This window comes from Paenibacillus lacisediminis, assembly GCF_046567315.2.
In genome coordinates this window covers 95,770-107,939 of record NZ_JBKIAX020000001.1, presented here as the reverse complement: position 1 = coordinate 107,939, position 12,170 = coordinate 95,770, and the positions used below count along the sequence as shown (strand labels likewise).

Sequence of the window (12,170 nt, the reverse complement as noted above, 5' to 3'; positions counted from 1 at the left end):
TAAGGCCTCGCACTGTTTATACCATCATTTTCTGTAATGCCTTCACATAACGCGATCTCGCAATGACAAAGTAGACGGTCTGGGCGGCCAGAAAAGCCAGCGCCACTGTAAAAGTAGCCGTATAGACATAGACATGTGAGATCCTCATATATCCCAGTACAGGCTTCAAAACCACAAGCGTTTGTATCGCGGATATCGGAATCGGTATAAAAAAGATAAAAGCAATTTGCTTCGTAGCCGCCGCGCTCATTTCTCCGCTGCTCAGCCCGATCTTGGACAGGGCATGGTACGTTCGGCTGTCGGCGGATAGCTCCGTATAAAGCTTGAAGTACAAAAAGCTTGCCGTCGAAATCGAGAAGATCAGGGCGATAAAAATCCCGATAAAGCTGAACACGGAGGTCGTATCTTTCGTGCTCCGGTATTGGTTGGAACGAACCGTCAAAAAATTATTCGGACAGTCTGCGACGCAGCCGTTCATTTGCTGCTGATTCCATGCGTACAGCTCTCTGCCAATCTTGGATTGCTCATCTTGCAGCGAGGGAAGCTGTGTCCAGGATGGTACATGATAGAGATACTTTGGTCTGCTAGATAAATCAGCTGTTAATTGGGTAAAGAAGGCATCTTCAACAATGAGCATAACTCCTGCATTACTAACGCCTCCCAGCTGGGGTATACTGATTTCCTGCACAATCGTAATGCTGGACTCGGTTTCCTCAAACTTTAATGGCTGCCTTGGCAAACGTTTTGCGTCCGGATAAACCGCCACAGCCGTTTGCCAAGGCAGATTCTCCAACGGCTCTACCTCCAGCAAAGCCGCCAATTCATTAAACTGGCTTGCCCGAACAAACTCTACATCGCTACCAGTTGTTGGGTCGTGGGCATAATTCTGCAGCCCGGCGAGAATAGTGTCTATCCGATACCGCTCGAAAGCGACGCCCGCTTCCTGCATGGGCTGCTCAATAGTCGCCAGCTCCGCATTGATATGCTCTGGCTGATATACGTCATACCTGAAAGCAAATTTATTGTTCAAAAACTGCTGTTTGTTGTCTTGATCAACGGCCAGTACGAAGCCTGCGCTTATACAAGCGATCGAAGTAACAACCGTCACCAGAAACAGCATTTTGGCATTATCCCTCAGCTTATAGCTAATCTCGGAAATCGACAGCAAATTAGTGCCGCGCCATACACGCTCTCGATTTCGTTTGAGCAAACGAATGAGGAGAACTGACAGCTGGGAGTAAAAGAGATAGGTGCTGGAAATACCGGAAAAAGCGGCGATCATCAGAACTTTCGGAGATAGAGTGTCCTTGCCAAGGACCACAAGACCAATAGTCATCAAAGCCACGCCCAAAATGGAAAGCCAAATCGAAGCTTTCGGCTCCCGCTTCGGCCTGCTGCTGCCCTTCAAAAGCTCCAGCACCCGGTTTTTGCGAATAAACAGCAGTGTAAATAGCGATATCGCCATAAATAAAGCAACAAAGCAGCTCGCCGTCAGTGCAATTGCCTTTACTGGCCAATAAAAGTCCAACTCGTTAATACCGATCATTTTTGTACTGTACAGCAAAAACAGCTTGGACAACAGCAGCCCGCCGGCGATTCCGGTGACTATGGAAACTGTGCCGATGATCATATTTTCCAAAAAAATCAGACCATTAATTTGTCCCGGCTGTGCGCCCAGGATCATTAAAATCCCAAACTCTTTGTTGCGGGACTTCAAAAAAGCGCTGATCGAGTAAAGCACAAAAAAGATCGCAAAAACAAACACCACGTACGCGGCAACCTGCATGCAGATTAACGTCATTTTGCCCATCGGCGCCCGCTGAATTTCAGGATGATAGATGAAAACGGCATATGTAAAAAAAATCATCACCATAAATGCGCTGCTTAATAAATAAGCCGTGTAAGCATGGCCATTGCGCCTGACATTATTAAACGCGAACTGAGGAAATTTCATTCATATTCCCTCCCCAGAACGACAAAGTATCGATGATTTTTTGAAAAAAGGTTTGCCGATTTTCTCCGCGGTGAATTTCCGCAGCCAAACGCCCATCTTTAATAAACACAATCCGATGGCAGTAGCTGGCTGCGAGCGGATCATGAGTGACCAGCATCAGCGTAGTGCCCTGCTGTTCATTGATGTCGGCCAGCGATTCCATGACAACTTTCGAAGAGGTTGAATCCAGCGCTCCTGTGGGCTCGTCCGCGAGCAGCAGCGATGGGGCCGCGATCACCGCCCTGGCTATGGCAGTCCGCTGGCGCTGCCCTCCGGATATTTCATACGTCCGTTTGTTCAATATCGATGTAATGTTCAAACGCTCGGCAATTTGTCCCAGCCTCTCTTCCATCTCCGACAGTCGATAGTTGTCCAGCGTCAGCGGAAGAACAATATTTTCTGCGACGGTAAGGGTGTCCAGCAGATTAAAATCCTGGAATACAAAGCCAAGCTGCCGGCGACGAAATAATGCCAGTTCCTTTTTTCTTAGCTGAAAAGGATTGCTGCCGTTAATTAGCACCTCGCCGGAGTTGGGTTCATCAATCGTGGAAACCATATGAAGCAGTGTTGTTTTTCCGCTGCCTGACGGTCCCATGATACCTACAAACTCCCCTTGCTCGATGGTCAGATGTATATCGGTTAATGCATGTGTCGCGACTTTTCCAGGGTATACTTTATTAAGAGCCTTCACTTGCAAAATACTCATGCTTTTCATTCCTTTCCAAGATGCCCAATCATTGATTCTTTCTCTATTAATGTACCTTATCGGCGGCTTGGGAACTATCGATTTACCTTAATTACAGCTTACATCATGGTTAAGCTTATGTTCGCCTTTGCGTTCGATAGTCTGCGTAAATTCATTCCGTTCTACATACAGACAGAAAAAGAAGTGCAGGAGCAATCAAAGCTTCCCGCACTTCTTTTCCTGACCATATGGCGCTTAGGCTATCTTCTTAAAATGAGAGTTCAAAAAGCCGGGTTTCCAGGACCGAGAAGGTTGGATGAAGCTAGGGACTGAGTAGCGGAGCGTAGACAGATCTACGTGAGCAACGGAAGGCCCGGCTGAATTCAAGATTCGATGTCGAATCCTCTCCCTGAACTGCTTCGTCCTGGAAAAACGACTTTTTGAACCACCTCTAACAGCAGGGTTACGGTCGTACCGGCTCCCGGCTTCGATTGCAGCACAACCTCGTGTCCGAGTCGCCCGCACACCTCTTTAACCAAATACAAGCCCATTCCGGTTGATTCGTGATATTGTCTCCCGCGTTCCCCTGTATAGTAAGGATGAAACACACGGTTCAAATCCTCCTTTTCAATCCCGATACCTTGATCCTGTACGGTCAGTTTACACGAATTGCCCAGCTCTTCCGCTGAAATCGAAATCGTTTTGCCTGTCCCGACGGTGTAGTTCAAGGCATTGACCACAATTTGATCCAACAAAAATCGCAGCCATTTCGCATCTGAGTATACCTTCAACCCCTCCCTGATTTGGAGCAACGGGGTGATTCCCTTGCGGATAAAAAGCTTGCGGTTGCCGGCTACAACCTGATTGACAATCTGAAGCAGCTCCACGGCTTTGACCGAAAAATCATGCTCGAACCGGTCAAGCCTGGCGGTGTACAAAACCATTTCCAGCCCTTTCCGCAGCCGTTCCAGCTCCTCCTGGATGCTGTCGGCAGCAGGCTCCTCCAACTCCTGTAACAGCAGCTGAATGACGGAAATCGGTGTTTTCATCTGATGTACCCAGCGGTTCATGAAAACGAGATGCTGCTCATTACCACTTTGCTGCTGCTGCAGCTGATCCCTGAAATGCCGGTCGTAGCTGAGCAGCAGTTCATGGACCGCATCGGACAGCGGCGCCTTATCCATAGACTGTAGCAGCTCTTCCTGTGTAACATGCGGCTCTTCCAGGCGCCGGTACAGCTCCTTGTGCTGGCAGTAGCGGTAAATCAAATATAATGCAAGTACAACCGTGCTTAGCAGGAAGCCGTATAAGACGATCGCAAAAGGCCGTCCTTCTCCGGCAAGCCAATACAGCAAAGGAACCAATGCAACCTGAACCGAATAAAACAGCAGCAGAGGCACATGTTCCTTCCAGAACAGCTTCATTGCAGGTCCTCCCGCCTAACCGCAAGCTTGTAGCCCACTCCCCGGACTGTTTCTACCCGATCCTCAGAACCAAGCTCCTTCAGCTTTTTGCGCAGCCTTGTAATGTACACATTTAAGGTGTTGTCATCGATAAAATGATGATCTTCCCACATCAGGTCCAGCAGCTTCTCTCTGCTCACAACCCTTCCCTGCTTCAGTATAAGCGCCTCCAACAGCTGGCTTTCTTTCACAGTCAGCTCCGTTCCATGGCCCGCGCAGCTTACGAAGTATCGCTCGGGATACAGGACTAGCTCGCCGGACTCCAGCCTTTTCTCTTCCTGGTTTGAAGCGTATGCTCCGTAAGCTCTGCGCAAATGGCTGCGTATTTTGGCCATGACGACCTCATAGTGGAAGGGTTTAGTTATGTAATCATCCGCCCCGTTCTCTAGGGCCATCACCTGATCCATCTCACTGTCCCGAGCAGATATAAAAAGAATCGGGCAATGCGAATGCGCACGGATTTGTCGGCACCAGTAGAAACCGTCATACTTGGGCAGGTTTATATCGAGCAGCACCAGATCCGCTCCATATTCCTGAAACTCCTCCAGCACTTGATTGAAATCGACTATCTCCCTTGCTTCGAACCCGTATTTGGACATGTACGAGTGCAGCAGGCTGGAGATTTTTGCATCATCCTCGACAATAAATATTTTGTACATAAGTCCAGCTCCTTTTTCCGACTTGAAAGTAAATCCAAGTGGATTCCTTTGCGTTATTATGTACTCTACCTAGAGCCTTATCATAAGATCTTTAGATATTAGTGATCTATTATCAATATCACTCGCACCAGTTTTGTCATCACATTACTCTACGACCGCCAACATTTATGTTTATCTTGAATACAGCTCAAAACTTTCTTCGGCGCAAGTAATGAGCAATCCCTTGTAAAAATTTCGGACAAGCAAAAAAGCCCTCGAATTTCCAAGAGGAAATTCAAAGCCTTCTTCCCTGTTAAAGTAATGCGGTCGAGAGGACCCGAACCTCCACGGGGGGGGGGGGTTAGCCCACACGAACCGCGTATGCGATCCGGAACCAAGCGAAATATAAGTCAAAGGAACGGAATTAAAAAACCGTCAAAAGCTTTGTAAAATCAAAGTTAAGTCATTCCTCGCGTTTATATACATAGCTTCCATTTTTAAATTGACTCAATGATAGTTTTCAGACACGCGCCTTTATTCCGGTCAACGAAGATCACGGCATGATTCAAGCAGTTCAGCGGGGTACCCTTACACTAGAGAAGCTGGAAGCTATGACCTTTGGTCGAATTTGGCGGCCTGCTCGGATATGCACCAGTTATAGCAGTAAACGGCTTCAACTGCGCGAACTTCATTAATCATGGCGGACGAATCTCAGCTCCAATTCATAGCTTTAAGAATTAATTGAAACCTCAAACAGCAAGTCCCTATTTCACTTAGGAGACTTGCCGTTTTTTTGTGCTAGTTGGTCAGTCGTAAAAAAAACTTTAGCTGAATGAAGAGGCATATCATTTGATATACCCCTTTATCCATCTTAATGCAATTAAATCAAACCGTTTCCATTCTATTTGAACTGGAACCAAGTTAAATTTGCAACTGTGGTTGAATCTGATTTAACAAAAGTAACATATACCGTATGGGTTCCTACAGCTGTCCCGGCATTAAGCGGGATATTCTTGACTGACCATTTCTGCCATCCGCCTGTGCTTTCTGCCGTCCAATAACCCAGCATAGTGCCTGTAGGACTGTCCAAGTGGAATTCGATTCTTCCGCCGGAATTAGCGGATGCAACCTTCAAATCAATACTTGTTTTAGCTGTACTGCCAAAGTCTACATTTTTAAATGCGATATAGTCGCCATTACTTCCTCCGCCAACATCCAGCCCACCATCAGTGCTTGCCTCATAGGATATAACACCTGAACTAAGGTTATAACCTTCCGCTTCAAATTTCAATGTGTTGAATTTGGGAGCTGCAGCATAGTTGTTCGTATCTGTTATTTTCAATTCTGCGAGAGTAGTTGCCGGAACTCCACCGACGCGAACATTGTTTAATGTAACTCCGGAGACAGTAGATGTGTCACTCCAACCCTTCATTATGGAAACTTCACCTAAAGCGCGTAAATTGATATTATTATAGACCACATTTTTTATCGGACCGCTTTTTGCAGAAAGATCAAACCACCTGGAGTGAACACCGGATCTTGGCCAGAAGCCTTCTACATCTATATTGTCAAATATGATGTTTTGTGCTGCCGGAGTCCCATAAAGATGACCTACCGCTAAAGCGCGCCAGCTTCTGTATACATAAGAGTTTTTAACAACTATGCCATCCTGAAGCTGTTTCACTCCATCTCCAACCTTGAATGCTCCACATCTGCTCCAAGCCAAAGCATCATCCACAACTACATTTGACTGGTTTTCAGGACTTCCCGGCCAGTTTGCAGCTATATCCGTAGTTGCTACATCCCATGTCTTAAATGAGTAGGTGTCATCCTCCGATACGGCTACCGTGTGCTTTATGAGTACATTCTGGCTCTCTTGAATGTCTATTGCATCATTTTCATAATCAAGTTCATTGTTGTTGAAGTGCTTTGTATTCTGGAAGGTTACGTTATTAGATCTTGTAACGATTGTAGCCCAGCCACCGCTGTCTCTTATGGTTATGCCGTCAACCGTGAAGTTGCTGCACTGCAAGGGTACAAGAATATTGTTCAAATAATTGTTTGTATTCCTCATATAATGGCCATTGCCGTCAATAGTTCCCCTGCCGTATATCTTAATATTGTTTGCATTGGTTTCGGTATAAATAAACCATGTTCCATCCTTATTCAGAGAATTCTTATGGAAATGGGTAGTGTAATCGCTTGGATTTCCTGAACCCCTTATAACAGAACCACCCTCCAGATAAACCGAAACATTGCTTTTTAGAACAAGGTTTCCGCTCTTGTAAACTCCGGCTGGAACGTATACGATACCGCCACCTGCTGCGTTAGCCGCATTTATGGCGTTTTGTATTGCAGTTGTAGCCAAAGCGGCACCGGTACTGTCGGCACCGTACCCGGTTTTAACATTGTATATCCCTGTACCGGATGAAGCCGGAACATTGGTTTCAAGAGCATCTGCCGCAATAACCAGATCTTTCAGATTATTGATTTTAACGATAAGATAGGTTGGTGATGAAAGTGTAAAGGTAAGGGTATTTCCGCTCTTTGTTGCAGTGATTCCCAAAGCTTTGGGAGAAATATTATAGGTATTGATTGGCTCGCTTGCTGTTATTGTGATGGTAGTCGTACCTGAAAAAGAGAAATTACAATAATTATAGTTTACAAATACCTCCGAAGTGTCGATTACCGGTATATTGGTAGAGTCTGCTGTTACCGTGTATTGACTGGTCGTGGTATAGATCGACGGTAATGGATAGCTTACAATTGTACCCGCCGCGCTTGCTGTCAAAGGAACGACAGTTAAAATACTGACGAGCATACAAACAATCAAACTTAATAACCTTAACTTTTTTAGCATAAATAAACACCTCTTTCATATTTTCATAAAATACTCTGTCATCAGTTACTCCGCATTTCCGCCCTCAGCCTGCTTCTAAACTTATCTATGCTCCGGCTCCAGACAGAGCCGGAGCAGATCGTCCACATGGGCCGTTGCCAGGCATTCCACCGTATCCGCAGAGCCGTAATAGATCTTGACCTCGCCGTCATCCTCCAGAATCATCCCTCCCGGAAAAATCACATGATTGCGGAAGCCCCCGTCAATCTCATAGTCTGTCTCCGGTGCCAGCAGCGGCTGCTTGCTCATGCCGATCACCTTGCGGGGGTCCTCCAGATCCAGCAGCATAATTCCGGCGGTATAGCGCTTCTTCCAGGTGTCCTCCCAACCGTGCTTGCCTCTGGCCGGGTCCACATCCACCGCATGGAAGGTGGTCAGCCAGCCCTTATCCGTCCGGACCGGAGGTGCGGCCGGGCCGACCTTGTCATTGGCAAACGGCACCTGCTCAACGGCGAGCAGTAGGCTGGAGTTGCCCCAATGCGCAAGGTCCGGCGACTCGGAGATCCAGGCATCGAAGCGGTCCCGGCCACCGCGGCTGTATACCGTGAAGGGACGCTCCAACCGGACATACTTGCCGCCGATCAACTCGGGAAACAGTACCATATTGCGCAGGTCCGGTGTAGACAGGCTGAGCACCTCGAAGTGTTCCAGATCATCGGTAACGGCAATTCCGCCGCGGATGCCATGGTGCGTATCCACGGCAAAACACATATAACAACGGTCGCCGATCACGGTCAGGCGCGGGTCGTAGGCGCGGATAATTTCCTCGTCATGCATTTTGAACACTGGCTTCGGGCCGGCGGTCCAGCTCAGCCCGTCGTCACTGTAAGCAATGCCGAGATCCGTGGTGTGGTGCGGCTCAAGCGTCTGATCGACCAGTGAGCCGTAATCATTACGGAAGATCATCACATACTTGCCGTTAAATTTCGTTACACCGGCATTGAATACCAGTGCGGTGGGGTAAGGAACCTTCGTTGCATCCAGCACCGGATTGCCCGGATACCGCCGGATGAACGGGGCGGATTGCAGAATCGCCGGAACGTGTTGGGTCATGGGGTGTACCTCCTTGAATGTTAAATATGGAATATGGGTTGCGCAGGGCCGGACCGCTACCCTTTGAGGGAACCGGCCGTCATCTGCATGAAGGATTTGTTGGCGAACAGATAGGCGACGAGAATCGGCAGAATGGACAAGCAGGCGCCCGCCATCATATAGTGGGTCTGAGAAGCGGCCGAAATCCCGTATTTCAGGTTCGCCAGCCCGACGGTCAGCGTCTGCAGCTCCGGTTTCGTCATCGTGAACACGAGCGGCAGCAGATATTCATTCCACGCGCCGCGGAAGGTGAACAGGGCACCTACGCCAAGTCCGGGTCCGAGCAGCGGCAGAATGATCCGCCAGAAGGTCCGGCCGGGAGAGCTGCCGTCCATCAGCGCCGCCTCGTCCAGCTCGCGGGGAATCCCCTTCATGAAGCTGGAGAGAATGAAGAAGATCGAAGCATGGGCGGAGATCAGAATCAATATAACGCCCCACAGGCTGCTGTGCAGATGAAGCTTAACCATCAGATCGAACTGCGGACGCAGCACGACCGCCCCTACAGCCACGAACATAGTGAAGGATTGCAGTCCGATATACAATTTTTTGCCGGCAAAATCCATCCGGTCCACCACATAAGCCGCCATGGATGAAACCAGCAGCGTGCCGACCACTGTCGCCAGGGAGACAATCAGGCTGTTCAGGGTATACCTGGAGAAATTGGCCTGCTCCCAGGCTTCGGCATAGTTTGAGAAGTGCCAGCTCTTCGGCAGGAAGGTCGCTCCCGCAGTAAGCTCAGCATTAGTCTTGAAGGAGCCCAGGATGGTGATCACGACCGGAATCAGGGTGATAAAAGCAACAGCCAGCAAAAAAATCCACAGGATGATTTTGCCCGGTATGGTTCTTAGTCTCATAATAGCCTCTCTCCTCAATCGGTCTGATTCATGCGTCTGGATGCGTAGAAATAAATGAGTGATATCATCCCTACAATGACCGCAGATACAAAGGCAACCGCACTGCCGTATCCGAACTCCTGGACCTGAACCGCCGCGCTGCCCCCGCCGACAGGGAAAAATAATTTGTACAAATACAGGAACATGACCTCCGTCTTGCCTACAGGACCGCCTTCAGTCAGTACCATGATGCTCTCGTAGCCCTTCAGGGCTGTAATGATCGCCAGCATAATAACCATCTGCATGACTGGCCCGAGCATCGGCAGGGTGACATAGCGGAACTGCTGAATTTTCCCTGCCCCGTCCAGGGAAGACGCCTCATACACATCCTCCGGAATATTCTGCAGACCGGCGAGGAAGAGCAGCATATAATTGCCGACCGCCCCCCAGGCAGCAACCAGAATGACGGTGAGCATGGCATATTTCGGCCCCAGCCAGTCCACACCGGAATCGGAGAGGCCCAGGCGGATCAGAAACTGGTTGAGAATCCCGTTATATGAGTTGAAAATCGTGAAGAAGACTACGGCCATTACAGCGGTACTGATGACGGTCGGCATGAAGAAAATCCCCCGCAGCAGTTGTCTGCCCCGCAGCCCCCGGTTCAATATGACTGCCAGCAGCAGGGCCAGCGGAATGGTGATCAGCAGCTTGCCGCCAGCATAGACAAACGTATTCATCACCGAATCCCAAAACTGGGTGTCCTTCAGGATGCGGCTGAAATTGTCCAGACCGGTAAACCGCGCCGTTCCGAACCCTTTGTAATCATAGAACATATAGCGGAACGCCCAGGCAATCGGGTAAATCCCGAGAACCAACGTGAGCAAGGCACTTGGAAAGATAAAACTGTATGAAAATAAGGCATGTTTCGTTTGGTTCATCTGGTTTCTTCCGGCTCCTTTCCTTTACGACCAGAGCAGAGGGATGAGGGAGTTGCTCCCTCATCCCCCGCTATCCCGGCCAATATCCCTATCCCTAACCTTCTGTCTACTTGGCGAACTTGCCGCCCAGAGCGGCGGGATCAAAGCCGGCATCCGGCTCGGCCTTCACGCCGTCATTCGCAATCACACTGTCCAGTGCAGCATTATAGCGTTTGTTCAGATCAGCGATAACCGCCTTCAGGTCGCCGCCGTTCAGCATATATTTGAAGAAGGCGTCATCCGATTTCATTCCTTCCGGTGCTACAGACGGATAGACCGGCCACACTCCATCGTACTTGTTCGGCAGGAAGCCTTCGATGCCGTTCACATCCGGTGTCTTGGCTGCTGCGCTGATGGACGGAACCATGGAGATGCCGAAGCCTTTTTCCTGATAATCCGTCAGCACCTGATCGCCGTACATGAACTCCATGAACTTCCAGGCAGCTTCTTTATGCTCTGATTTCGAGCTCAGCGCCAGCCATTGGCCCCCGAGGAAGCCGGAAGCCCCCTTCACGGTGCCGTCGATGGTAGGAACCGGAGCGGCCGCCCAGTCAATCTTGGCCGGGAACTGATTCTTGTAGACGCCAGGCTCTGAGGAGTAGGACATATACATTCCGATCTTGCCTTCCGCAAACTGCGCCCGCAGCGGATCAATATCCAGCGATTCTACACCCGGCAGCATGCTGCCGTCGTCCCTGATCTGCTTAAAGGCATTGATGATCGGCTCGAAGCCGCTGAAGTCGTAGCGGGCTGTCTTGAAATCATACCCGAAGCCGCCATAGCCGCTCATCTCCGCAACCACCCGTGCCGAACGTGCGAACGCACTGCCGGGGCTCTTGAAATTAAGGGCGAAGCCGTAAGCGCCGTCCGCTTTGCCGGCTTCTGTCAATTTCTTGGCTGTATCCACCAGCTCCTGCAGGGTAGTCGGCGGATGTTCAATGCCCGCTTTGGCGAACAGATCCTTGTTGTACACCAGACGCATGGTCGTTCCATAGTTTGGCAGACTGTAACGCTTGCCGTCGAATTCATTCAGATCCGGCATGGCCGGGAATTTCGCCTTCAGCTCATCGTTCAGGAACTCGTCAATCGGAGCGAGAAAGCCTTTTTTGTAGAAGGTCTGGATGGTATTCTCCTTCACCCGGATCACATCCGGTGCATCGGAGGTCTGGAAGGACAGATCGAGCGCGGTATCGAAGTCGTCGCCCTTGACGACCAGCTCCACCTCAATCCCGTCAGTATTGGTTGCGTTGAACTCGGCTACCTTCTCCTTCACGAAATCCGCATCGTGGCGGTCGCCTGTCCAGTAGCTGATTTTAGTTTTCCCCTCCGAGCCGGCTGTCTCCCCGTTTCCCGTGCCTTCAGCAGCATTGCCGCCGCCACTGTTACCGTTGCCGCAGGCTGCCAAGCCAAGTGCCAGGACCAGGCTCAGAGATGTCATTAGCATACGCTTCATCATTGGTAGTGCCCCCTTATATATCCCTGCTGTATTCGCTTACAACCTGATTATAGTTCGATAGGCGCATCCAGATAAGGCGGGTAAGCCCACATTAAGGGCAGATTTCTGCAGGAGTTCTATACAGACAAGGGAGG

Annotated in this window: 9 protein-coding genes and 1 pseudogene; 1 reads left to right on the top strand and 9 read right to left on the bottom strand. The window is 49.6% G+C overall.

All coding sequences use genetic code 11. The features are described 5' to 3' along the window. Positions 1–16: 16 nt before the first annotated feature. The 4 genes from ACLD72_RS00540 to ACLD72_RS00525 all read right to left on the bottom strand — a co-directional run bounded on the left by ACLD72_RS00540 (position 17) and on the right by ACLD72_RS00525 (position 4,800). Entirely contained in the window at positions 17–1,954 is a 1,938-nt protein-coding gene (locus ACLD72_RS00540) for an FtsX-like permease family protein (protein ID WP_410995179.1), read from the bottom strand. Further along, entirely contained in the window at positions 1,929–2,699 is a 771-nt protein-coding gene (locus ACLD72_RS00535; protein WP_410995180.1) for an ABC transporter ATP-binding protein, read from the bottom strand. The genes ACLD72_RS00540 and ACLD72_RS00535 overlap by 26 nt, the downstream gene beginning before the upstream one ends. 362 nt (positions 2,700–3,061) lie before the next feature. Then, positions 3,062–4,102: a sensor histidine kinase gene (locus ACLD72_RS00530; RefSeq protein WP_410995181.1), complete on the bottom strand. Its 1,041-nt coding sequence runs from the start codon at positions 4,100–4,102 to the stop codon at positions 3,062–3,064. Continuing rightward, positions 4,099–4,800: a response regulator transcription factor gene (locus ACLD72_RS00525; protein ID WP_410995182.1), complete on the bottom strand. Its 702-nt coding sequence runs from the start codon at positions 4,798–4,800 to the stop codon at positions 4,099–4,101. The genes ACLD72_RS00530 and ACLD72_RS00525 overlap by 4 nt, the downstream gene beginning before the upstream one ends. 509 nt (positions 4,801–5,309) lie before the next feature. On the opposite strand from ACLD72_RS00525, the pseudogene ACLD72_RS00520 reads away from it, so the two are divergent. After that, a pseudogene (locus tag ACLD72_RS00520) lies at positions 5,310–5,520 on the top strand (DUF711 family protein); the annotation flags it as partial. 160 nt (positions 5,521–5,680) lie between these two features. On the opposite strand, the gene ACLD72_RS00515 reads toward ACLD72_RS00520, so the two are convergent. From ACLD72_RS00515 to ACLD72_RS00495, 5 genes are all read right to left on the bottom strand, one after another. Beyond that, complete coding sequence (locus tag ACLD72_RS00515) at positions 5,681–7,639, bottom strand: carbohydrate-binding protein (protein ID WP_410995183.1); 1,959 nt, start codon at positions 7,637–7,639, stop codon at positions 5,681–5,683. Between the two features lie 81 nt (positions 7,640–7,720). Next, positions 7,721–8,731, bottom strand: a complete 1,011-nt coding sequence (locus tag ACLD72_RS00510) for a glycoside hydrolase family 130 protein (RefSeq protein ID WP_410995184.1) — start codon at positions 8,729–8,731, stop codon at positions 7,721–7,723. Positions 8,732–8,787: 56 nt separating this feature from the next. Then, on the bottom strand, positions 8,788–9,624 hold the full coding sequence (locus tag ACLD72_RS00505) for a carbohydrate ABC transporter permease (RefSeq protein WP_410995185.1): 837 nt from the start codon (positions 9,622–9,624) through the stop codon (positions 8,788–8,790). Positions 9,625–9,638: 14 nt separating this feature from the next. Next, the gene (locus ACLD72_RS00500; protein ID WP_410995186.1) at positions 9,639–10,541 is read right to left on the bottom strand and encodes a carbohydrate ABC transporter permease; all 903 of its coding nucleotides are present in this window, start codon (positions 10,539–10,541) and stop codon (positions 9,639–9,641) included. A 106-nt stretch (positions 10,542–10,647) separates the two neighbouring features. Continuing rightward, the gene (locus tag ACLD72_RS00495) at positions 10,648–12,036 is read right to left on the bottom strand and encodes an ABC transporter substrate-binding protein (RefSeq protein ID WP_410995187.1); all 1,389 of its coding nucleotides are present in this window, start codon (positions 12,034–12,036) and stop codon (positions 10,648–10,650) included. Positions 12,037–12,170 lie beyond the last annotated feature (134 nt).